Origin of the sequence: Lachnoanaerobaculum saburreum DSM 3986, assembly GCF_000185385.1 — a bacterium.
Taxonomy (GTDB): domain Bacteria; phylum Bacillota; class Clostridia; order Lachnospirales; family Lachnospiraceae; genus Lachnoanaerobaculum; species Lachnoanaerobaculum saburreum.
Map to the genome: position 1 here is coordinate 2213695 of NZ_GL622296.1, position 23447 is coordinate 2237141.

Below are 23447 nucleotides of genomic sequence, written 5' to 3' on the forward strand. Positions count from 1 at the left end.
CTATACTCCCTTTTTCAATTTCACTGCCAAAATATGTTTGCATGGACCTCTGCTGTTTTGATGTTTTAAATACCATGTGCAGGTACATTTTGCATTTTCCAAATTTTCATCTGTCGGATAAATAACTCTATATGTAGTTTCTCCTGATTTTACATGCCAGATATTATCTTCTATATGTATTGTTTCATCCACAAGTTTCTTCGCCCCCACAAGTCTTGGATTATCCTTTAAGACTCTTTCAGGGTCGTCAGGCAATTCTCTGTGGAAAAATGCTCTCTCTATAACATCAAATCCCAGCTTACCGGAAACAGCAAGCAGCTCCATCGCTTCATACATATCATTTTTTACTATTCCTGTGGATTTTGATATATTATCAATATCAAGCTTTGGTTCAAAATTTAATATATTATCAATTCTATCGGCATATTCCAATATTTTTAAGTTTGAAAGCGAATCCAGTAATGCTCCCTCACCTGAGTAGCCTTCATAGCTCTTTGCTGTTAAACTAAGAGTTATGCTCGCTCCGCTCATGCATACTTCAAGCATCATCTGCCCGGGCTCACAATTTTCAGGAGCATAAAAATATATTGCATTTACATAACTCATTATACGCTTAAGTGCACTCAGTCTGTGAAGTCCGCTGATATATACACTGTTTTTTTCTTCTCCGGATTTTAACATTACACCGGTTTTTGTGGGTGTAAGCCACCCGGATTTTTCCTTGCCTGTAACAGCCGGCAACATGGCAATAAATGCCTTTGCCTGCATTCCCTCAATATGAAATTTGTATTTCATATTTTGATGTAGCATGGCACAATTGCCAAGTGCTCTAATCCATCTGTCAGGCATTTTCACAGGTCTTTGTGTGACTATATCAGTCAACACACTTCCATTATCCGGTTTCTTGCTATGTAAGGTCTTCCATCCGTCATCTCCTATGCGAAACTTTAATCTGTCTCCTTGCTTTATATTAAAAAGAGACTTTCTTAGATTACTGCCTATATCTACATTTGTAGTACCATAAAGTATTTCACCGTCCAAAGCACTTTGAAATATATCCAGCCTTGCATAAACACCGTTACAAGCCGAAAAGCATTCCGCTCTCAGTCTGTCTCCCTGTGCGCAAAGAACAGGATCTCTTTGGTCTACCGGCACATATTTAAAATATCTTGTACTTACAATATCTGCAAGCACCAAAAGCCCTCCTGAAATAATTGTCGGATTTATAATCTCTCCGTTAAAAAATAACGGATTATCCTCTATACCTGCCGGCGTAAGAGCAGGTGCTATAGATAAAGTCAAATTGCCGTCAAAAAGCATTGATGTGGTTTTAAATTCTCTCATCATATCCCCCTGTGATAATGTGGATTTTATATATTAAGGTTATTATACTTGTATTTATTATAATGTTTCCCGGAACATTATAATTATATGTTAAAAGGGCAACTCACGGAGGAATCGCCCTTTTATTTTAGCATATAATCTAGGTTTTTAGGTTTCAAGTTAATCTATGTATAAATATGACTGTTATATACTTTCTCTATTCCCTCCTATCATACTGTATACTTTCTTAAATTATCCAATAAAACTACTCCGATATTATATTCTAATTTTATTTACTACTAAATACTACGATCACTTTATATTTTTCCTTAGTCTAAATCAAAAGTATTTACTATAATCTTATCTATCTTTGCTGTATCAATCGCTCCATGCTCATCATAAGTAACAATGAGATTTTTCCCTTCTTCTATTCCATTTTTCTTATAAAAAGCCTTCTTTTCTTCCCAGCGACGCATATATTGAGGATTTTCCATCATACCGCAGTGTTCCCAATACCAAACGATACCTGTATCGTAATCCTCAATCTTAAAATCAGGTCGTTTTATCTTACCCTCCAGCTTGAGTTCAGGTTCATATTCGTATTCAACGCCATGAAGATGAAGTTGATTTGCAATTGTTACCTCGGATTTAGACCGTACAAGTTCTCCTTTTATAGTCTTATGGACCAGCTTATTTTCATAAAATTTCCCATTAACACAACATATATCCGGTCTCATATCCGGACCTGTTTCATCTTCTTTATATACATCTCTAAATAAATCAGTAAATCTTTTGGCAATATCAGAATATTCCACCGAAGTATATTTCAGAAGATGATATGGCTCCTGATTATACAGTATAATAATCTTTCCCTCCTGTCTTGTAAGAGCTGTATAGAGCATCTCCTTTGATAAAAGCTTACATGGCTCTGCTAGTACAAGAATAACTGTATTAAATTGACTTCCTTGTGCTTTGTGGACGGTTAATGCATAAGCTAACTCCAACTGAGCTATTCCATTCTCTTCGTTAAAATCATGTTTATCAAAGGAGTATAAAATGTCGGGCTGAGATGAGAACTCAACTTTCATATCATTTTCATGATTTTTCCGGGAACTTCGACTCTTATTATAATCTCCGCAAGCTATACCTATTTCTCCATTGGCAATATAGTTTCTTGCATACTCTTCCGGATATCCTATTTTTTGCCCTGTATTAATTACGTTTATAACCTTATCTCCATATACAATGCCTTCATGTCCAAGGCTATTTGCAATTCTCTTATGTATTCCCCACCTCTTAGATATTTTTAGAAACTTCTCTCTATACTTCAGGTGGATCAAGCGGTTCACATTCATAACCCCTTGAGGCATATTTTTAACCGGAGCTAAAATTTGCCACTTTTGAGCATACTTTGCTGCTCCAGTATTAAAGTAGATGCCAAAATCTGTCTTCACTCCGCCAAGAGATATATCAAATCCTTCCTGGTCATCTATATCTTCCATACCTATTTCTCTAGCCATTGTCTCTAATAACAATTGTTCAAGGTCTTCTCTAGAACGCCATTGCTTGATTTCAATATTGGGATCTCTGTTTTTCTCAATATCTGCAATAATATCATCATCAGTTATCTGTTCATTTGTCGTAAATAGTCTCGATAAGAGTACATCTGATCTAACCTCATCAGATTTCTGCCTACGATTTACAGTCAGTTCACCATAATGTCTGCATACATGTGGAAATAATCCCATATCAAGATTTACTTTCAACATATAAACCAAATCCACAAACGGTCTTCCTGAGCCTATAGGTGGCAGCTGATTCGGATCACCTACAAAAATAATACGCTTAGCTCTCTTTAATGCCTGTATCAAAGCTCCAAACATCTCTTCTGTTAACATAGAGGATTCGTCAATAATGACAGTATCCGGTACATCTTTATAATCAGTATCCGAAAGAACATACCTCATATCATTCCAATCAAAGCGTTTACTTCTAACAAGAAACTGTGCAACATTTAGGGCAGTAAATCCCCTTGCATCATCTCCCATACTCTGCAGCAGACGTACAGTTGCCTTTCCCGTTGGAGCAAGCAGCAAAACTCCTCCTGCTTTAATATCAGGATGGCTACATAATACAGATAACACAGTTGTCTTTCCTGTTCCTGCATCACCAACAAGAACTGAGATTCTAGATTTAGCCAATTCTTCAAGAATAGCCGTCTTCTCCATTCTTGCACGTTCCTCTTGTTCGGAAATCTTTAATCCGTCATTAAACTTATCATCAAGCATCTGTCTCCAGTCAGCATCTATAGGAAGTTCTGGTGCATTCAATCTACGACTTATTCTGCGCTCTATAATATCATCAAACTCTTGAATTCTAACCAGCTTGTAATACTTAGTACCATCCCTCATCTCACGCTTAATAATTTCTGCCATGAGGAACTTTTGAATAGCTTCTATAATATCCATAGTCACGGGACATATAGGATCTAGATTCATATTCTTAATTCTATCTAATAAAACGTCCTTTGGAAGAATAGTATGTCCTTCATTTGCAGCCTCTTCCAACGCTGCAATAGCAATAGCTCGTATTCTCCTTTGATCATTCTCTGAATTCAACATAGTAGGATGCTCTAAAGGATATCTTTCTCGGATATATGGAATTGGGAATATCGCCCTATCTACTTTACATACAGAAACATAGAAACCATCTATCTTAAGTCTTGTCTTCTCATAAAGAATATATGGATTCTTAATTATTTCATCATCTGTACAGTGAATTCTTGCTTTTATTCTCTCATCCTCATAGAACAGCATTTTTGCCTGATCTATATTAAGAGATAATCTTGAAAGCAGCTTAAATAATACCTTCCTTTCATGGGACATGTGCTTCCATGTCAACTTTAGAACCGGAGTAACTTTTACTGCAAGGTTATTTGTTACTACACTTTCAGGGTTTTCAAACAAAAGTTCAACGCTGTCCCAAATATCATCTCCATCCTTGACATTTTCCTTGATTTGTCGAGCAATCAACACTCCTAACGGCAGTTCTAGTGCTGTGAGCATAGCACCCATTCCGGGAAATGCACCTCTGTCTTCCCAAACCTCAGATAACCTTATATTTAACCAATCCAGAACGTTGGAATAATCTTCATCTAGGCAATTATTTATAATTTCAAATGCTTTTATACATGAAAGAATCACATCAATAGTTGCATCATGACTTACATGTTCTGTAGCATATGAAAATTCTTCAAAAGCATCCTCCGGTGCAAATACTGTAATGCTTGACATATCAAAATCCGGGTGTGTATTGGCATACTCTATCATTTCCTGATATGGAATAATAAATCCATCTTGGTGATCACGCCGAATAGAATGACAGATATGTCCCTCCCATGTCATTGATCTAAGAGTATTCTCATCTGTATGTTTATGCTCAACTGCCGGAATATATCTCTTAACATGTCCCATACCGATAATAACTCGACGTGTATCTTCAACAAACGGGACTTGTTTTGTATAAGCAATGACCAAGGACTGATTAGGCACAATATCCCTATAAAAAGTATCAAAGATAGCCCTATGATTCATTGCATCCTGAATCCAATCTGTTTTAAATCCCAAAATCGGCTCACGCTCCAAGCTGAAATCAATACCGAACTCTTCCTGCTTCTTATCAATATTTTTAAGCATCATCCATGCAAATGGTTTTGTAACAAAGGAATACGCAGGATATACAATATCTGTTGGAAGAAAATGACCATGTGAGCTTTTATTTGACTGCTTGTAAGGATGAACTGTAGTGCGTACCAAATCACAATTAGACATAAAAGCTGAACTTTCAGCTATGCAAGGCAACTTCTCTTCATTATATGTCATACACTGTCCACAAACACTTTTTTCAAACGTATCATCTCTATTTTCCGATATATTTTTAAGCCTAAGACATGAGTTATTATCTCCCGGATTCTGACATACTGTTCCGTCCCATCCATGATCATGCCATGCAACTCTAACGGAAATATGCTGAGCCATGTTAATCACCTCCTATTTTTTACTTCTTGTAAACCATGATTTTCTATATCCTACTGCACGACCACCATCACAATACGTACCTTCCACACTAAATATTGATTCTGCTTCATTTACAGTATCCTCAAGTTGTTTTCTAGTACCTACAACCCATAGAGCTCCACCTCTATCACGTTTATCAATTACTTCAAAACCCGATTCAGTAAAGTATCTAACCAAAGTTAATTGATTATTACTTTTAACTTCATTATGTTCTTCTAATGAGGTATATGAGTTAGCATCATCTGATTTAGTGGTTAATTTTAAAAAACCTTTTTCAAAACAAGTGGGTACCTCAAATGTTTTCCTACCTGCATTTTCAAACTCAACATCAATATGGTTCATAATAGTATCAATATTTACAATTGTACCTTGACCATACTTTGCGTTTTGAACCATATCTCCTTCCTTAAGAATATTTACATCAACTCTATCATGTAGATTATCCGTTCCTATTGTCTTTTCATCTTTTACCTGTTTCTTTAGATGTACCTCAATATCAATATCTTTGTTTTGTGATTCAGGAACTCCATATTCATCTATAAGTTTTATTATCTCCTTGACCTCTGCAATATGTGTCTGTGTAAAATCAATTATCTCATCTTTAGAAATCTCAATTTTATAATCATCCTCTATTTTCTTTACATCAAGTTCAAGAATTGCATTTCTAATTTTTTCCCTAAAATAATCTTTTGAAACATCTCTAAGTTCCTTATATACCCTTGCACAATATGGACATAAAGACAGATTTAGCTGTGGCATTTCAATTCCGAAATTTGCAATTTCAACAGCATCAACATGTCGTGAAGGCTTCTTACACATCTGACAAATATTCACACCGCTTTCATTCAAATACATACCAATAGTGTATGCTCTAACTGCTTTTTGTGACTTACTTGTTCTAATCTGACGCATCACCTTCTCATACTTAACAGGATCTGCAAAGAAAAACTGCCTTCGTACATGGCCTGTCAAGTTCTCAAAATCATTAACTCTGTGTTGTGGAAACTCATCTGATATCCATGAAATTGGATCAAATACTTCATCATCCACATCATCATCCACATAAGGTATATTGTTCTGCACCTGTTTTTTTTCAAAAAAATCAGGATCATAGCCAAGCTCTTTTGCCAACTGTCGAAATACAATTTTCTTATCTTTACGATCAAGAGCCTGTACTTTTTCAAAAGTCTCAGCCTTTACATCTACATCCTTTTCAACAAATCCCAATATTTCAAATCCATGCTTATTAATCGGAATATCTTCATAGATATTCTCATCCAAGTCAAAACGTGATAACTCTATTGGAGGATAAAGCTTCCCCGACTTATCAAATAGCCATTTATAAGCATTAATTGTTTCAAGCAAATTAGCTGTCTCTTCCTTCGTATATGGATTTCTTTGCCTTCTCTTTATTGAACCCTTTAGCTTTTTCGAGATAATTAGTAAAAGTTTAAGAATTTCAGACGACTTCTTTTTTGCCAGTTCTGAATCTATATGAGTTTCAATATATTCAAGATTATCTTCCAAACAATCTATATTAATAAATGGACAAAATTCTCCCAATGCATCCCAATAGTCATCACCATGGCCTCTTCCACAACGATTTCCTTCAACTATCGGTGTAGTGACTAATCCGAGTTTTTTAAGCTGGCTAATAGAAATACCATTAGTCTCATAATACTTTGTATCAATATGTTGCAGTCCGAAGTCATATAACTCATCACTATCTGTATATATAATATTACCATCCTCGTCCTCTTCGCCGTCATCATAAGCAAGAGTTATCGGATGATAATATACTGATAAATCAATACCCTCATCTGAATGTTCAATATAAACAGTTTCCGGCTTCGCAAATTCTTCTCTACTTTCATTCTCATTTTCATTTTTTACTTTTATAATGTATGCATCTTTAAGCATTTGCCTAACCTCATCAGCATCATCAACCTCATCAAAAAGGCTGAATATCTGTTTAAGATCTTCCACATCTTCAAACCCTATCCCACCATCAATGCTTTCCACATACTTCTGAATTACTTTTTCCTTTACAAACTGATAATTGTCAAATTCTGCAATCTTTAATCCCTCTGATAACAGTTTATGGTAATCTTTTGCGATATGCCTACTTACAATCTTTGAGTTCAGAATTGTCCTGTATTTGCTTGATGAAGATAAATAAATCTGTAGCATATCATCCTTATATGCCGGAATCATTCGATTTTCCGCATTGAGAACAATGGGTGCTTCTCTCAGATACTCCCAGGCTCCCGGTAAACACCCTCTAATAGTTGCTTCATAAACTCCTGCTCTGGAATTTGTTCTTTCATTGTTGTAATAATTATCTTGATACTCACTTATGAAGCTATAAAAAGTCTTCAGCTCATCCAGCGTTCCATCTGTTGTGCTTACTGTACGTTCCGGTTGTTCACAAAGTTTTTGAGCCCAATCTTTAAAGCTAAAGACCGGTATTTCTAACTTATCACGTAACCAAGAATAATATTCTGTAAATCTTAACTCATGTTCTGCATTCAGCGCAACAAATTCCCCCACTCCATCAAATGCATCTATCCATAGTACCGAGTTTGCCTGTTCTGCAAGCGAAAATGGAACAGCAATTTTTAAATCTGATGCCATACGACTATGTCCATTTGCATCAGGAACCAGTGGTTTTGACTTAAATACTTTAGTTATCTTCTTTGACAACCCGGGAATAGTATTATTTTCTACTTCGTCCTGAAATGCGGCTAAAATAATTCGACGTATAAAGTTCTGAGTAATTAATCCTCTTCTGCCAAGATCTTCCATAGACTCTGCTATTAAAGCACCAAGTCGATTAAAAAGTACATTATTAAAATCTGACGGTGTCATCAATTTTTCTCTTGAAACTGCTGTTTCAAAACTTCCCTGTATCAGAAATGGCAGTCTTGTGTTATCTCTGGTTGGAAAGTACACCCATATAGGTGAACTATTGATCTCATTAACATTTTTAGCCAGACTGTTAACCTTATATGCAACACTTACTTCAGCATTTTTCATATCAGGATGATCAAAGACATCTTTATACTTCAAATATTTTGAAATATCTTCTTTTCTATCACTATTGTTTCCAGATATACGACAAGTTATAAGGTTCTCGTCTTTTGAGTCCTTGCTCAAAGTAATATGAGCATATTTACCGGCTTCCTTATTAATCCAATAAAGATCCTGAATACATGTCAGAAAGAGAAGAATTTCTCCTGATAATCCCTCTAATTTATCCAATACGTCATTACCACTTACATAACTAAGTTTTCCCTTGGAATCAATCTTATTGAAAGGAATTATAATTTTTGTTAGATGCTCACAGTTAGCAAAAACATATACTTTTTTACTGCCATCCGAATAATTGAACTCTTCTTTTATCTTTCTAAAATCCCAATTATTATTTACTTCTTTAGGCAGAAGATAATTCTGAATAATAAATCCTTCTTCATCAGAATAAATCTCCGGTTGATATGTATACTTAAATACAGATTTGAACCCCATACCAAATTTTCCAATTGTACTTGCATCATCTCTACTCTTGGTCCCCATCAACATAGATGAAACTCCACGTACATCATCCTCGTCAAAAGGTTTTCCATTATGGTAAAAAACAAGCTTATCACAATAGTACTCAATAACAACCTTACTTGCTCTTACATCTTCTGCATTCTGCAAAAGCTCATATACAAAATGGTTACTATCTGAATAATGTCCCGCCAAAAGAGCCTCATATTTCTGAGGCTCCTCCGTCATAGCAAACCAATCATGTTTATTTTTCTCATATATTGCCTGATAATTAATCTTACTCACTTTCAATTTCCCACATTCTTTTAGACCACATGCAATACACCTCTAATAAGTAAATTGGTGTGAATATCTGCCTTACTAATGGTCTCTTCTACCTTTCTTTTCTGTTCTTCATATTTCTTCTTGAGATTCTCAAGCTGTGATACTCTCATTCTCTTAATCTTATCATCTGTTGCGGCATCAATCTGAGCTCTAACAATGGTCTCCTGCTGATTAGCGGAATGTGCTATCTGCTCCAAGCGGTATTCGCACTCATTTCTAACATCTTTTGTATATACATCTTTTGCAATCTGCCATCTTCGGTAATGCAATCTATCCATGTCATCCCATTGGTCAGAATGAAACGCTTCTTTACCTAAGTATTCAGAAGCATAATGAATGAATGAAAGAATATTCTTCTCAACCTCTTCATTATCACTGATAGCAATTAACCTTATATCAGGTTTTAATCCAACATACTTCCATGCATAAATTGTAAATTCATAATTGCCTGACGGTATTCCTGAATCTGAAATACACACACTAAGATTACATGGGAATTTTCTACTCACATATGCTGCTGCACTCATAACCAGCGGATGCATTTGTGTAAGGAAAGTAATATCTCTATTATCCTTAGCATAATTACTGTCGAAGGTTACATAAAGAACCGGTTTATCAGACTTAAGGTATGCCTTCCAAATCTTAACAGCATTATTATTAGCCGATAGCTGCATTGAGAGTAAATCGTCAAGAAGTAGTCTGCGCTTATCTGAAGCAAGTCTAAGTGTCTTTAGTTCTGCTTTACCTCTCAAATACTCCCCATGTCCAAGGTAATCACTAAAAAATACACCCACCATCTCATTCATGCTCTGAGGATTAATCCACTGATTTTCAGCTTCCTGAACATCCTTATCTATCATATATTTTGAAAGGTCAAATCCATACAATGATTTTTCTTCCTGCTCCAAACGGTGAAGCTCCTGAACCTTCATTACTTCATTGTCTGCCATCTTCTCAATCTTCATCTTACGTTCTTCATCCGTAAGCTCAGAATCAAACATAATCTTGAATATCTGATCTGAAATATCGCCAAGAATTTCTGAGCAATCACCAATGCTTTCCTCAAACACTCCAATCTTTGAAAGACACCTGTCATAAATCACAGCATCAATTGTATCCTCTGTGATCATATTATAGATCTTTACTGTATCACTCTTTTGACCACGACGATCAATACGTCCAATTCTTTGCTCAATTCTCATTGGGTTCCAAGGTAAATCATAGTTGATCATAGAATCACAGAACTGGTAATCCAGACCTTCACATCCAACCTCACTAAACAAAAGAACATCTATTGCATCCTTCTCATTCCTATCAAGTAAGAATCTCTTACGAAGATTAAATCTCTCCTCGTCTGGTACTGATCCATCTACCTGACCTACACGGATACCATGTTTTTTTAAATTCTTCTTCAGGTAACCAAGTGTGTGTCTAAATGAACTGAATACAATAATACGATTATTATCTTCTTTCTGCTTCTGATTCACTATCTCAAGAAGTCTCATAAATTTAGGGTCGTCTATAGTAAGAGACTTCGATAGTTTTGATATATCATCAGCCAGTTCAAACAAAGTGTTTTCCTCATCCGAATTCAGTTCAAAATCATTCTCATATAATTCACCATCTTCCTGAATCTGTGCTAATCTCTTATCTACTAAATCATTCATAAATGGTGCAAGACCATAAATGCAGCTGGATGCCTGACGCATAATTGTGCAAAGCATAAAACGTACACTCTGTCTACCATGTAACTGAGCCAAGGCAGTACTTTCAAACTCTATCAAAGTATCGTAAAGATCTTTTTGAATACTATTGAACGGAACTTTTACAGTCTGCGTTCTACGAATACAGAAATCTTCGATATCTTTTCTTCTGGTACGATTAATCATTGTATGGAATGAATGAAATCCTTCTATAATAGATATTGCCTTAATCTTCTCATCTCTGGATAAATCCTTTTTGTCCAAGACAGTGAAAATTTTTTCAAAGTCAGGATTATGCTGAATAACATTTCTTCCCCATGTGGTTCCAAGTATATTAGATATTTCCTGCTTTCCTGCTTTCTGCCAGTCTTCTTCTTGATTTCTCACAATATGAAGAAGATTATTAACAAACTTATTTGGCTCTGACATAGTCTTAAATGTATCCTTATCAATAACTAAATCCGGTCTTAAAAGGTTTAGTACTGTATATAAGTCATTATTGCTGTTCTGAAGCGGTGTAGCTGTAAGGAATACAACTGCATCAGCATTACGGCAAAAAAGTTCAACTCCACGATACATCCATGTATTAGAGTTACGGATATTATGAGCTTCATCAACAATTAAAAGATCAAAATGTGGAATCGGATCAAGCTCTGCAAGGCCTAAATTCCTATGTTTTTTTGAGGACTTTGACTGCGTTCCAAGAATGGAATCTTCATTAAATAAAGAATACGGGATAACTGTTTTACTATATCTTTCAGGCCATTCTCCGTCACGATCTGTTTCCTGTATGCATTCTGCAAGTGTCCTACCATCTAACTGAGTAAAATTTTCATCAAAACGCTTCATTTCAAGTTGCCATTTTCTCTCAGCTACAAGAGGTCGTGGACATATAACAAGAACTGAACTTAGAGAAGATCTTGCTTCCATTTCTTTTAGAATTAAACCTGCTTCAATTGTTTTACCTACACCTACATCATCCGCTACAAGTATACGTGGGCTGTCTGACTTAATCATTTTCAGAGCCGGTCTGAACTGGTATGGTACAAAATCAATTCTGGCTGCATTTAACGAATACAAATTCCCTGAACCCGGATTATTTATTTGATAAGCTGTGAGTGCTGCACGTACTTCTTTTAATGTAAGATAATATTCTGCCTTTTTATTTTCCTGTAATTGAATTTGCTCACGATAAAATTTCTGTATATCACCATTAATCAGTACTGAGTAGCTGTTACCATCTATTGCAATAACTGCACCGATAATCTTAGAATTACTTACAAGCGTCACAACACTTCCCACTGTAATATCAGTAGTTTCAGATATGACTATTTTCTCGGAAGCCTCCAATACTCCAGTTTTTTTAACAGTATCCTCCGATACTACTCCCTGTAAATCCTTATCTTCTTCTACATCCATAATTAAAGCTTCCATATCTCTTGTTTCCTGCATAGAAGCATCAAATGTATACATAAGATCAATAATAACATTTATATCATTAATAACCTTCTCTTTATATATACGATTTTGAGCAATATGTGCCCAATCATTCCTAATCTGCTGCATATCATGAATTTTTTCACGTTCCTTATTGTTAAGATAAAACATACCTGTAATAACAAACCAGTTACGATATACAATACGAAGTAATGCTGCCAAATCAAGACCTTCAATTTCCTTAATACCGCCTCGAAGAACATTCTCTCTCTGATGTGGGCTGAGATTATTGATAACTAAGTCCTGCCACCAATCATCAGTGATTTTTGGAAGTTTCTTTGACAGCCATTCGCTCATCTTCCGATTCAGTCGAAACATATACTCATTCATCTTACTATTCAATAAGACTGTATCCATATAACATCTTCTCCTATATTGCTATTTTATTTATATTTATGACTAACATGTGACTCATTTTTCATATACTAAAAGTGGGATTGTAGTATTAACTACTATTATATTTAAATCTACACATGTCTTAATAAATGTTAGTATTAGTAATATATTACACAAAATTAAAACCAATTTTAAGGATTAGCAAATCTCTTAAACCTTTTTCATAAATTGTAATGACACTAAATATTGATAATCACATTTTCGTCATATTTACTTATATTATACGTTATTTCAAAAAACCGTTCAATTATAATTTCAATTACATATTCAACTTTTACGGATACATTTTCAAACTTACTTATATGTATCTTTTCTTCAAATACACAACTTTACAAATATACTATATTAGCTTTCTTTAAAAAGTACTTAATGTTTCTCCTCCTTCACCCTTTTACAAATTTAGTCGATTTTTTGCTTTAACACCCTCCTCACAAATCAATATCTACTTTATAACTGTCATCAATAAATACAATGTTTGCATTATGTTTTTTTGCACCTGTAAAAAATTTAGTGTTTTCCTCTAAGACGCTTTCCATAGTACACCATCCATCATCTATGCGACTTTCTACGGTATTTGCATATTTTTTTATATTATCAAAGTTACTCTCAATATATTTTTTGCTCATTACAAGACAGTAGTATTTTATATTATCAAGATATTCTTTTTCAAAATCATTAACCCAATCAAAGGGTATATAGCATCCTTCAACAATAAAATTTTGCCTGTTTTCTATGGTGGTTTTAATCATTTCACGAACAATAGGCCAAAGATACTCTGTAAGCTTATCATCATCTTTAACGGTAAGTTTAGTATATCCGCTACGAATTAACCCCATTTTCAAATGGTCTATCGATAAATAAGGATATTTATACTTTTCAAGTAATTTTTGAGCAAGCACAGTCTTACCTGTATGTGATGCACCTGTTATTAAAACGATCATTATTTTCTCCGTTCTAAACATATTTTTATCTGTTTCCTTCATACATAATCTTATAAAATTAAACTTTTCACTCTCTTAGAGCATAATAAATTCTGTAACAATCCCATTTAATATTATTGCCTGAATCGAAATTTCTTTAAATATAGTGTAGTATCTTCTCTAAAAATACGCAAGCAATTCGGGCTTTACCTTTATATAGATTTAAAATCGCGTAAGAAAACCTTGCAACATCTGTATTATTTATATTTCATCAAAAAGTTCTCCCGTAAATAATTTGGTTTTATCTATATACCGAAGCTATCATAAATGCTATAATAAGACATATAAAATATGCTGTATTCCATATCATTCTTTGGAATTATTACGTGGTTTAACTCAATAAAGTTAAACATATACCAATTATTGCTTTTATATTGGAACTGTTAATGGTTCTAAAAAAGCAAATGTCACATTTAAAAATAAGCAATCTTACAACTACGATTGATTTATAAGGAGGAGATATGATAAAAAGAGTAAGATCCGTTTTTGTAATGCTTTGTATGGGAATGATTCTTTGTTCCTGCACTCTCTCACAAAAAGCAGAGTCCGATACTAAAACAGAGCAAAGCTCAGAAAGTTCTGATAAAACAGAAAAAAGTGATGCAAAAAAGCAAGGTGAAAATCAGGATAACGGTAATGTACAAAATGAGAACATTATAAATAACGGTGCTTATTTTGTTAAAATCGGTTCTGATATATATTTTAGAAAATACGGTGAATATGCATTGGAGAAAAATGCATTATTCGGTGAGTTTTTAGAATATCCTACTTACACCGGTATCTCATGGATTTGCCGTCTAAGAGAAGACGGTAAGGTAGAGGAACTCTTTAAAGATAGCGGCTATGGTAAACTGTACTATAGTAATCAAAGGTTTTATCTGTCGGAAATGACTGATGACGGGACATCAAAAAGCTATAGTGTAAATATGGAGGGAGAAGACAGGAAAGAACTTGGAGCAGGTGCGATACTTGGAATAAGTGAAAACGGGCAGTATCTGGCTAAGGGAGATTGGGATTCTGCCGTTGTTATAGATTTAAGTTCTAAAGAGACACCTTATATTTGGGCAAGTGAAGAAGGTTCCCCTGTTGTATTTCTGGGTTTTGTAAATGACGGTTTCCTCATAGAAGGTGATAATTATTCCGGGGACGGGTATAATGTTACTTCAAGACAGATTTTTGGAAGAAGTTTTGATAAACCTGAGGAAAATATTATTGTAGGAAATCTTAATGAAAATAAAGAATCATATTCCTCTCCGGAATTTAAAAGACTGACTGAGGATGGAAAAGAGTTTTATCTAACATTTGGATATTATGGCGGAACAGGACATTTTTTGGAAAATGTAGAAATTTATAAAGCCCGCTTAGAAGAAAACAGTCTGGAGCTTATATCTCAAGATACGGGCATACAGGAAGAAACGGCTCCTAATATTCCACTTATTTTTGCAAATAACGGGAAAATTGATATTGTAGCAGGTGGATCTGACGGTGAGCTTGATATTGATGAGGGATCCGTTTATAAAATTGACCGAAAAGGCAGACAACCTCTGATTTCAGATCTTTTTAAAGTTGATCCGAACAGTCAGACAGGTAAGTCAATCGGCAAAGCGGAATTGGTTGACGGAGATTTATTATTGATGGTCTTCACCCAAATATATACCCCATATCAGGATGTAGGATGGAGAATGAGCTATAGCAGATTAAACACAGAATATATAGTTGTCAGAAAGGGCGGCGATAAGCCTAAGGTTTTTGAACAGTGGTCAGACAGTGAATTTAAGCAAAATGCCGAGGTCTGGAAAACGGGCGAAAATACTTTACTGTACCGTCCGCTGCCTGATAATCCTACAGAAAGCGAGCTTTCAACGGATATTGTTTATTACGTCCCTATTCCGGAATCTGTAAAATATAATTTCAGTGCACAAATTTCATCTCCACAGCAGGATGAATACGGTGAATTTAAGCTTCCTGATACTGAAGGTGAAAAACTTCAATTGATTTTTGACCACACCGGAGCTTTAAGAGATATTGTTAAAGAGTAGTGTCATTTATTTCAAGATTGTCTGAAATAAATATTTAGAGGGAATATAAAATAAAACTTTACAATTATATTTATTCTCTTTACAATAAGTTTATTTTTTGGTACACTGCATTAGCATTATAAGTGGTGATAAACTTTATTTATACCATATCTTGAAAGGAGTATTATGACTTTAGAAAAAAAGAATATAGCCACATGTATTATTTTAACTTTTGTTACCTGTGGTATTTATGGTATCTACTGGCTTTATTGCATGATTAGCGATATTAATACCATATCAGAAGACCCTGACAGTATGTCTCCTATAATAGTTATTCTTCTGAGTATTGTTACCTGTGGAATATACTCTATATATTGGTTTTATAAGGCAGGTGAACTATTAGATCAAAAAGCAATAGAATTTGGTAGAATGCCTGAAAATCGTTCCAGTTTGTATTTGATACTTATTATACTGGGATATCTTATACCTATTTTGATTATGGTTGTATACATACTATTACAAAACAGTATCAATGTTATTGCCGATGAACAGAATTATACCATAGTTGATAAGCCTACATTATAATATAAATATATGAAAGACAGACTTAAAAGAACAATAAAAAATACCATTGCAATACTTTGCCTTGGTATTTTTTTATATATACTCTATAATTTTCATATAAGAATCCCTTGTGCGTTCAAAACACTTACACATCTGAACTGTCCAAGCTGCGGTGTCAGCAGAATGTGCGTGTCAATCTCACATGGTGATATAAAATCAGCCTTTTATTATAATCAGGTACTTGTCTTTCTGACACCTCTCATAGCACTCTATTATATCTTCTATCAGATAAGATATATAAGAACAGGTCAAAGAAAAATAAGTAAATTAGAAAACAATACAATGATTTTAATTATAGTTATTTTGATAATATACGGTATTGTAAGGAATCTACCTTTTTATCCTTACAGACTGCCTTAAAAGTCGGGTTTCCCCGACTTTTTATATTTCCCCGTCTCTAAACTTTTGTATAAGTTCATGTCCTACACTGATATGAAACGGCAGTACAGGTACATCCTCTCTCTCAAACCATCTTGCCTCAGAAAGTTCCTCTTTTTGTAAGGTAATTGTATCGTCACCATCCAAATCTGCAATAAATGCAACCATTAAAGAGTCTGAAAATGACCAAGGCTGTGACTTATAGCTCTGTATATTCTTCACCTTAAGCCCTACTTCTTCTTTCACCTCTCTTCTTACAGCATCTTCAAGTGTCTCTCCTACCTCCACAAAACCTGCTACAAGTGCATAAAACTTGTATGTACCCTTCGCATTCTTTGTCAGAAGCAGTCTATTGCCGTCTCTGATAGCCACTATGATTGCAGGAGATATCTTAGGATACTCTATATGCTTACATTTCGGACAAATTAAAGCTCTTTCAGTACCTGACTTCTCTGTTTTAGTCCCGCAGTATCCACAGTACTTTCTGCTCTGCATCCATCTGTAGACCTGTGAGGCACTGATACCTGCAAATGCCTGATATTGTGGCTTAAACTCACGAAATACCTGCATCCCCTCCATATAGAAGCCGCCAAACTCCGGCACCTGCATATCATCTGCCAGATAAAACTCCTCATCATCTACTGCATTTACATAGACGGATTTATCATATATATCCTCAATATCTTCCTCCAAGTCTTTAAACCTTGGCAGTCTAATCTCTTTTGTCAGTGCATCCTTTATCAGCATCACTTTATTGTATTCAAAATGCAAAACAAATGAATTCTTATTATTTTCTTTTTGGGCCTTTTTTCTCCTATATTCAGGATAAAAGACCTTCGGGTATATCTCCTGTATCATAATATTCTTTCTATACTATAATTCCTGATAATGATATTTTTGTAAAAGCTCATATCTCATATCCCAAAGCTTCTGTGACAGATCTACATAGGTCTCATGCGGATATGCAAGTCTCTTTGACTCATCCCAAAGAGTGTCAAGCTCCTGCTTGCAAAATTCTCTTATCTCCATAACTGAAGGTGACTTATACACACATTCACCATTTTTAAATATCGGAACCAATAATTCCTTAGTCTCAAATGAACCTGTATTTAACTTTGTTCTTTTCCATGTCTCCACAGGATCAAAAAGCATAAGTGATTCATCTTCTGATAAAACTTCATCTTCCAAACATATATAATCCGCTATTATCTTACCGGTCTTCTTATTATAGATTCTGTAGATCTTTTTGTTTCCCGGATTTGTAATCTTTTCTGCATTCTCTGAAAGCTTTATCTTCGGTATAAACTCACCTGTCTTATCATCCTTAACCGCTGCAAGCTTATATACACCGCCAAATGCAGGACAGTCCTTGGATGTAATAAGATTTGTACCCACTCCCCATCTGTTGATAGCGGCACCTTGAAGCTTAAGTGATGAGATTATATTTTCATCCAGATCATTTGAAGCTGAAATAACCGCATCGCTAAATCCTGCCTCATCAAGCATTTCCTTAGCCCTCTTTGAAAGATATGCAAGGTCACCGCTGTCAAGCCTTATACCGTAGTTCTTAAGCGGTATACCTGCCGCTCTCATCTCTTTAAATACTGTGATCGCATTCGGTATACCTGACTTTAAGGTATCGTAGGTATCCACTAAAAGCGTGCATGCTGTCGGAAAAGTCTTTGCATATGCTCTAAATGCCGACAGTTCATCCGGAAAGCTCATAATCCAGCTATGTGCATGTGTTCCAAGTACCGGCACATCAAACATCCTTCCGCACAGTACATTGCTGGTTCCTACACAGCCGGCTATCACAGCCGCTCTTGCACCATAAATACCTGCATCCGGTCCCTGTGCTCTTCTCAGCCCAAACTCCATCACTCCGTCACCCTCCGCCGCCAGGACTACTCTGGCAGCCTTTGTTGCTATAAGTGACTGATGATTGATGATATTTAACAGTGCGGTTTCTATAAGCTGTGCCTGCATTATAGGTGCAATAACCTTAACAAGAGGCTCTCTCGGAAAAATAACACTGCCCTCTGGTATGGCATAAATATCTCCTGTGAATTTAAAGCCTCTCAAATACTCTAAGAAATCATCTCTAAATATTTTTGTACTTCTAAGATATTCTATATCTTCATCATCAAAGTGCAGATTGTTGATATAATCAATAACCTGATCAAGCCCTGCACAAATGGCATATCCGTTCTTATTCGGATTTGATCTGTAGAACATATCAAAGATAACCGTTTCATTCACATTGTTTTCCACATAGTATCCTTGCATCATTGTAAGTTCATACAAGTCGGTCAATAGTGTCAAATTTCTCTTATCCATCTTTATTCCATCCTTTTTTGCAACTGCCTAAGCCTTTTTTATCAATCTATGCTTTATTTAAGATATTGTCAAGTGTTTTTGCTGAATAATATAAGTCCGCCCTTTCTTTTATACCCTGTATTCCACAGTTCACCAAGGTCAAACCATCTATAGCTTCCATAGCTTACTACTTTGACCATAAACTTATCGCCGTCTTCTTCATAGCCTGTAAGCAAAAACCAATGCCATGAAAAATCTTTATACTTAGGATTTTTATGCATCAATTCAAGCATAGGTATCGGAAAACCTCCGTCTATCTGTGCTTTCACCACCTTTATCGCATCCTCAAGCGGATTATCTTCTGAAAATTCAGACAAACCTATAGAATGCTCATCTATGTCTTCTAAAAACTCACCGACTCCATCCACATATATCTCAAGTCTGTCAATACCTGTCCACCTCGGTCTTAAATACGGCTTTACGCTGTTTGAAAAGTCAATATAATCAAGTGTACCGATATGTTCAATATCATATGGATAGAGTTTATCTTTACCCATATATTTTCTCATATAAATAAAGCTGTCACAGGCTGTTACACAGGCACAACCTCCCTTGTTCATCCAAAGATCTTTAAAATCATTTTGATCCCATCCATATTTCTTTTCAACATAAAAATAGTCTAATTCTTTTTTCATTTTCTTTCACCATATAATATGTAAAAAGTTACAGTTTCACCGAACAATCAAACTGTAACTTAAATTCACATTCTTATTTATAACTCATCTTCTCCAAGCATATCCTCAAACTCTTCATCATCAAGAAGCTCGTCAAAGGCATCCGCCACTATCTCATACTCCTCATCTGTCTCTATATTTGTAAGTTCAGGCTGGCCGTCAGCTGTCTCAGAATATCTATACAGATATACTGTTCCCTCTTCGTCATCAGTCTCAGGCATTACCGCAATATACTCTCTGTCACCTGCACTGAATATATTCAGTACAATGCACTCCAATACCGTATCATCATCAAGCGTGATAGACACAGATACACTGCCGTCATCTACAATACCGTTTTCAAACAGATCCTTCTCTTCCATAAATCTCCTTTCAGTTTGCCCAACTGTTCAGGAAGTTTAGTACTTCCTCTTTGTCCTTGCTTATTTGGCTCTTTAAAGCCTCTAAACTGTCAAATTTTATCTCAGGTCTTATATACTTATATAGATACACCTCTATCTCTCGTCCATAGAGTGAGGCATCAAAATTGTAGAGATATGTCTCAACTCTTGCAATATGATCCTTTTTATCATCCTTTATACTTGGATTTGAGCCTACATTAGTAAGACCAAGGTAAAGTGTATCATCATCACCTATTCTTACCCTTGAAGCATACACTCCTGACTTGGGCAAATGCTTTCCGCTTGAAGGGAAAAGATTCAGTGTCGGAAAGCCGAGCTTGGCACCAAGCTTATTGCCTTCTTCAACAATACCGCTTATAGAATACACTCCTCCTAAAAGCTTATTTGCCTCTTCCATATCCCCCTCATCAAGCTTTGCTCTGATAAGAGTGGAGCTTATATCATTTTGGAATTCATCCTTTTCCTTTGTAATTATCTTTACATCAAAACCCAAATCCTTTGAAAGTCTGTTCAGCAGCTCAACATTGCCGCTTTTTTTATATCCGAAAGCCGCATCATCTCCTGCTACTATTTCTGCCATGCCAAGCTTTTTTATAAGTATATCTTTTAAGAACTCCTCACCTGTAAGTCTGGCTATATTCATATCAAAAGGATATTCTATATAGTAATCAATTCCCAGTTCCTCTAATTTTTTTCTTCTTTCCACATTTGTGAAAATCTGTGTTGTATGTTTATTTTTTACAACGTTTGACGGCAATGTTCTAAATGAAAATACCACAGTCTTCAGTCCTTTTTTGTTCGCCTCATCCTTCAAAGTCCTGAATAATTTTCTATGTCCCCTGTGTTCACCGTCAAACTTTCCAATAACAACAGCTGTCTTTTCTGTTATATTTATATCAGTTGTATTTATAAATGTAATCACATTATCACCTGTCTATAAAAACATCTTAAATGGCTTTAGCTCAGTCATCTCTTTTTTGTATATTGCAATAAATCTGTCTTTTGAATCATACAATCTATATAATTCACTGTTTTCCGGCTTTTTGTCAAGCTTTAACTTATTGCCGTTATGCAGATACTTGTCAAATTCAGGAGAGGTATTTATTTTCGGCAGAAATGAAAAGTATTCTTCCACACTCAGTATATTCTTTTTTATACACTCTCTGTTTTCTTCAACTTGTTTCAGGGTAATTGCGTCATTTATGTAAAACCTGTCCACTCTGGTTCTTATAAGTGACTCCATACAACCTCCTACCGAAAGCTTTTCTCCTATATCATGACATAATGTCCTTATATAAGTACCCTTTGATACTTTAGCCTTAAATTTGACTTCGGGCAAACTTATATCCATTATATCGATATCAAAAATATATACCGCTCTCGGCTCTCTTTTGACTTCTTTACCTTCTCTTGCCAGGTCTACAAGCTTTTTACCGCCCACTTTGAGTGCGGAATACATAGGCGGCAACTGCATATATTCACCTAAAAAAGACAGTATTACCTCTTTTACCATATCTTTATTAAGATTTGATGTATCTCTTTTTTCTAAGATTTTACCCGTAATATCCTGTGTATCCGTGGAAACTCCTAAAAGCATTACCGCCTCATACTCTTTAGATTTATCTGTAAGCATATCCGACAGCACTGTAGCATTGCCAAGTAAAACCGGAAGTACACCTGTAGCGTCAGGATCAAGAGTACCTGAATGTCCTATCTTTTTTTGCTTTAATATACCCCTCATCTTTGCTACAACATCATGAGATGTAAAGCCCTTTTCTTTGAAGATATTTATTATTCCGTTGTAAATATTCTCAGCCATCCAGTTCTTTCTTTATCATAGGCAATATAGCATTTTTCAGAAGTTCATCAGCCCTACCGTACACTGTAGCACCGGCAGCCCTGATATGACCGCCACCACCAAGTGCTGTAGCAATAGAGCTTACATTCTTATTTATAGAGCGAAGACTGACTTTATATTCGCCCTTGTCAGACTCGTACATAAACAGTGCTATCTCAACACCGGATATATTTCTAAGATTGTCTATGATGCCGTCCATCTTTTTCTTATCGTCAATATAGCCTGTCCATGTATCATAGTCAAGAACTCCATAACAGCACTGACCGTTAAACTCCAATTTTGCATTTGTAAGCACAAGACCCAGAAGCTTTGCAGCATTGAAGTCTTTTTTAAAATAGGTATCATCAATAATCTTTGTAAAATCAAATCCCTTATCTATAAGTGCGCCCGCTATTTCCATAGTCTGCCTTGTAGTAGACTGATACTTAAACACTCCCGAGTCATGTACTATACCGGTGTAGAGACAAACAGCCGTATTTACACTGATTTTTTCATAATCCAGCAGTGTATACAAAAGTTCACATGTGGAGCTTCTAAAGTCCTCCACTATATTAAGCCCGGCAAAGTTTGTATTGGTGATATGATGATCTATACAGATGCTGTTTTTTGCAGTATCAAGCATCACACCTCTGCTTCCCAGTCTTTCTCTGTCTGAAGCATCTAAGGATACCAACAAATCAGCTTCTAAGAACGGGTCCTCACTTATCAGATCAAACCCTTTCATATATGAAAACTTCATTGACGGTTTTTCAAGACAAACTCTCACCTGCTTATCTTCAAAATTTTCCGTTATATAATTATAAAGTGCAAGTGTTGAGCCTGTACAATCTCCATCAGGACTTACATGCCCTGTAATCGCTATATTCTTTGCTTTCTCAATAAGCTCTAATAATTTATTCATTGCCTGTCTCGTCTTTTTTTATTACTTCATCTATCAGCTTATCCATTTTCATACCATAAGCCAATGACTCATCCAAAACAAATTTCAGTTCCGGTGTATTTCTTAGGTTCAATCTTCTTGCAAGCTCTTTTCTGATAAAGCCTGCTGAAGATTTTAACCCTAATAATGTCTTCTTTGACTGCTCATCATCTCCAAGTACGCTGACATATATTGTAGCATACTTGAGATCTGTTGTAACCTCTGCATCTGTAACACTGGTGACAGGTGCAACTCTTGGGTCCTTTACCTCTCCTCTGATGATTTCAGATACAGTCTTCATCACTTCAGAGTTAATCATAGTGGACTTCAAACTATTCTTTCTCATACATT

The 23447-nt window shown here is 35.4% G+C and carries 16 protein-coding genes; 3 read left to right on the plus strand and 13 right to left on the minus strand.

Annotated features, from left to right (window positions below):
* The 5 genes from HMPREF0381_RS10135 to HMPREF0381_RS10155 all read right to left on the minus strand — a co-directional run bounded on the left by HMPREF0381_RS10135 (position 1) and on the right by HMPREF0381_RS10155 (position 13851).
* Entirely contained in the window at positions 1-1344 is a 1344-nt protein-coding gene (locus HMPREF0381_RS10135; protein ID WP_040461376.1) for an SWIM zinc finger family protein, read from the minus strand.
* A gap of 308 nt (positions 1345-1652) precedes the next feature.
* Positions 1653-5360, minus strand: a complete 3708-nt coding sequence (locus HMPREF0381_RS10140; RefSeq protein ID WP_008751886.1) for an AAA family ATPase — start codon at positions 5358-5360, stop codon at positions 1653-1655.
* 12 nt (positions 5361-5372) lie between these two features.
* On the minus strand, positions 5373-9233 hold the full coding sequence (locus tag HMPREF0381_RS10145; protein WP_008751887.1) for a sacsin N-terminal ATP-binding-like domain-containing protein: 3861 nt from the start codon (positions 9231-9233) through the stop codon (positions 5373-5375).
* A 20-nt stretch (positions 9234-9253) separates the two neighbouring features.
* Positions 9254-12829 (minus strand): SNF2-related protein, encoded by a 3576-nt coding sequence (locus HMPREF0381_RS10150; protein ID WP_008751888.1) that lies wholly within the window; start codon positions 12827-12829, stop codon positions 9254-9256.
* Positions 12830-13296: 467 nt separating this feature from the next.
* Positions 13297-13851 carry a zeta toxin family protein gene (locus tag HMPREF0381_RS10155; RefSeq protein ID WP_008751889.1) on the minus strand — a complete coding sequence of 185 codons (555 nt, stop codon included), beginning with the start codon at positions 13849-13851 and terminating at the stop codon, positions 13297-13299.
* Positions 13852-14309: 458 nt separating this feature from the next.
* Here HMPREF0381_RS10155 and HMPREF0381_RS10160 point away from each other — a divergent pair, with 458 nt between their 5' ends.
* From HMPREF0381_RS10160 to HMPREF0381_RS10170, 3 genes are all read left to right on the plus strand, one after another.
* Entirely contained in the window at positions 14310-15887 is a 1578-nt protein-coding gene (locus HMPREF0381_RS10160; protein WP_040461378.1) for a hypothetical protein, read from the plus strand.
* Positions 15888-16052: 165 nt separating this feature from the next.
* Positions 16053-16451: a DUF4234 domain-containing protein gene (locus tag HMPREF0381_RS10165; RefSeq protein ID WP_008751891.1), complete on the plus strand. Its 399-nt coding sequence runs from the start codon at positions 16053-16055 to the stop codon at positions 16449-16451.
* Positions 16452-16460: 9 nt separating this feature from the next.
* A complete protein-coding gene (locus tag HMPREF0381_RS10170; RefSeq protein ID WP_008751892.1) occupies positions 16461-16850 on the plus strand; it encodes a DUF2752 domain-containing protein in 390 nt (129 codons plus the stop codon).
* A gap of 21 nt (positions 16851-16871) precedes the next feature.
* Here HMPREF0381_RS10170 and nudC read toward each other — a convergent pair whose 3' ends face one another.
* The 8 genes from nudC to rbfA form a co-directional block, all read right to left on the minus strand.
* Positions 16872-17726: an NAD(+) diphosphatase gene (gene nudC / locus HMPREF0381_RS10175; RefSeq protein WP_008751893.1), complete on the minus strand. Its 855-nt coding sequence runs from the start codon at positions 17724-17726 to the stop codon at positions 16872-16874.
* Between the two features lie 15 nt (positions 17727-17741).
* Positions 17742-19205, minus strand: coding sequence for a nicotinate phosphoribosyltransferase (locus HMPREF0381_RS10180; RefSeq protein WP_008751894.1), 1464 nt, complete (start codon positions 19203-19205; stop codon positions 17742-17744).
* A 68-nt stretch (positions 19206-19273) separates the two neighbouring features.
* Positions 19274-19879 (minus strand): hypothetical protein, encoded by a 606-nt coding sequence (locus HMPREF0381_RS10185; RefSeq protein ID WP_008751895.1) that lies wholly within the window; start codon positions 19877-19879, stop codon positions 19274-19276.
* Positions 19880-19956: 77 nt separating this feature from the next.
* A complete protein-coding gene (locus HMPREF0381_RS10190; RefSeq protein WP_008751896.1) occupies positions 19957-20280 on the minus strand; it encodes a DUF1292 domain-containing protein in 324 nt (107 codons plus the stop codon).
* Positions 20281-20290: 10 nt separating this feature from the next.
* Positions 20291-21241: a bifunctional riboflavin kinase/FAD synthetase gene (locus HMPREF0381_RS10195; protein ID WP_008751897.1), complete on the minus strand. Its 951-nt coding sequence runs from the start codon at positions 21239-21241 to the stop codon at positions 20291-20293.
* 12 nt (positions 21242-21253) lie between these two features.
* Positions 21254-22138, minus strand: coding sequence for a tRNA pseudouridine(55) synthase TruB (gene truB, locus HMPREF0381_RS10200; RefSeq protein ID WP_008751898.1), 885 nt, complete (start codon positions 22136-22138; stop codon positions 21254-21256).
* Positions 22131-23078, minus strand: coding sequence for a DHH family phosphoesterase (locus HMPREF0381_RS10205; RefSeq protein WP_008751899.1), 948 nt, complete (start codon positions 23076-23078; stop codon positions 22131-22133). The genes truB and HMPREF0381_RS10205 overlap by 8 nt, the downstream gene beginning before the upstream one ends.
* Positions 23071-23442, minus strand: coding sequence for a 30S ribosome-binding factor RbfA (rbfA, locus tag HMPREF0381_RS10210; RefSeq protein WP_008751900.1), 372 nt, complete (start codon positions 23440-23442; stop codon positions 23071-23073). Before rbfA ends, HMPREF0381_RS10205 begins: the two co-directional genes overlap by 8 nt.
* Between the last annotated feature and the right edge of the window lie 5 nt (positions 23443-23447).

Excerpts from the sequence above, each read along its gene's own strand:
- HMPREF0381_RS10160 (WP_040461378.1), top strand. The coding sequence starts at position 14,310 with ATGATAAAAAGAGTAAGATCCGTTTTTGTAATGCTTTGTATGGGAATG.
- HMPREF0381_RS10165 (WP_008751891.1), top strand. The coding sequence starts at position 16,053 with ATGACTTTAGAAAAAAAGAATATAGCCACATGTATTATTTTAACTTTT.
- HMPREF0381_RS10205 (WP_008751899.1), bottom strand. The coding sequence starts at position 23,078 with ATGAATAAATTATTAGAGCTTATTGAGAAAGCAAAGAATATAGCGATT.
- HMPREF0381_RS10140 (WP_008751886.1), bottom strand. The coding sequence starts at position 5,360 with ATGGCTCAGCATATTTCCGTTAGAGTTGCATGGCATGATCATGGATGG.
- HMPREF0381_RS10185 (WP_008751895.1), bottom strand. The coding sequence starts at position 19,879 with ATGAAAAAAGAATTAGACTATTTTTATGTTGAAAAGAAATATGGATGG.
- rbfA (WP_008751900.1), bottom strand. The coding sequence starts at position 23,442 with ATGAGAAAGAATAGTTTGAAGTCCACTATGATTAACTCTGAAGTGATG.
- HMPREF0381_RS10180 (WP_008751894.1), bottom strand. The coding sequence starts at position 19,205 with ATGGATAAGAGAAATTTGACACTATTGACCGACTTGTATGAACTTACA.
- HMPREF0381_RS10155 (WP_008751889.1), bottom strand. The coding sequence starts at position 13,851 with ATGAAGGAAACAGATAAAAATATGTTTAGAACGGAGAAAATAATGATC.
- HMPREF0381_RS10135 (WP_040461376.1), bottom strand. The coding sequence starts at position 1,344 with ATGAGAGAATTTAAAACCACATCAATGCTTTTTGACGGCAATTTGACT.
- nudC (WP_008751893.1), bottom strand. The coding sequence starts at position 17,726 with ATGATACAGGAGATATACCCGAAGGTCTTTTATCCTGAATATAGGAGA.
- HMPREF0381_RS10150 (WP_008751888.1), bottom strand. The coding sequence starts at position 12,829 with ATGGATACAGTCTTATTGAATAGTAAGATGAATGAGTATATGTTTCGA.
- HMPREF0381_RS10190 (WP_008751896.1), bottom strand. The coding sequence starts at position 20,280 with ATGGAAGAGAAGGATCTGTTTGAAAACGGTATTGTAGATGACGGCAGT.
- HMPREF0381_RS10170 (WP_008751892.1), top strand. The coding sequence starts at position 16,461 with ATGAAAGACAGACTTAAAAGAACAATAAAAAATACCATTGCAATACTT.
- truB (WP_008751898.1), bottom strand. The coding sequence starts at position 22,138 with ATGGCTGAGAATATTTACAACGGAATAATAAATATCTTCAAAGAAAAG.